We start from the raw sequence: 565 nt of genomic DNA on the forward strand, positions 1-565 counted from the left end.
GGCGACGGTGACCGGCGGCGAGGTGACCGGCGAGGGCGGCGACGGCATACGGGTGCGCGTGGCGCCGGCGCAGATCCGGACGATGCTAGCAGATGCCGCCGTGCGTCACGGCGAGGATCCCGAACTGCTGACCGAATTCGCCGGCATAGAAAGCGGGTTCAATCCACTCGCCAGAAATCCGAATTCGACCGCCGGCGGGCTGCTGCAGTTCACCGATGGCACGGCACGGCAATATCAGCTTGGCGACAAGTTCGATGGAAACCAATCGGCGGACGCCGGCGCACGGCTGCTGAAAGACAACCGCGCGACGCTGCGAAATGCGCTCGGCCGCGAGCCGACCGGCGGCGAGCTCTATCTGGCTCATCAGCAGGGCGCCGGCGGCGCAATCAAGCTGCTGACCAATCCGAACGCCAACGCGGCCGAACTCGTCGGCGCGAAGGCTGTAGCCGGTAATGGCGGCTCGATTGGCATGACCGCGGGGCAGTTCGCAAGCCTGTGGACGTCAAAGATCAAGAGCGGCGGCGGGAGCTACGCCCGGTTGCCGGCAGCGGGGGGGGTTGGTCGT

The 565-nt window shown here is 67.3% G+C and carries 1 protein-coding gene; it reads left to right on the top strand.

The features are described 5' to 3' along the window. On the top strand, window positions 1–565 hold a 565-nt coding region (locus tag MOV76_RS39410), incomplete at both ends, for a transglycosylase SLT domain-containing protein (RefSeq protein ID WP_408988016.1).

Origin of the sequence: Rhizobium sp. PRIMUS64 (genome assembly GCF_023006465.1) — a bacterium.
GTDB lineage: Bacteria > Pseudomonadota > Alphaproteobacteria > Rhizobiales > Rhizobiaceae > Rhizobium > Rhizobium leguminosarum.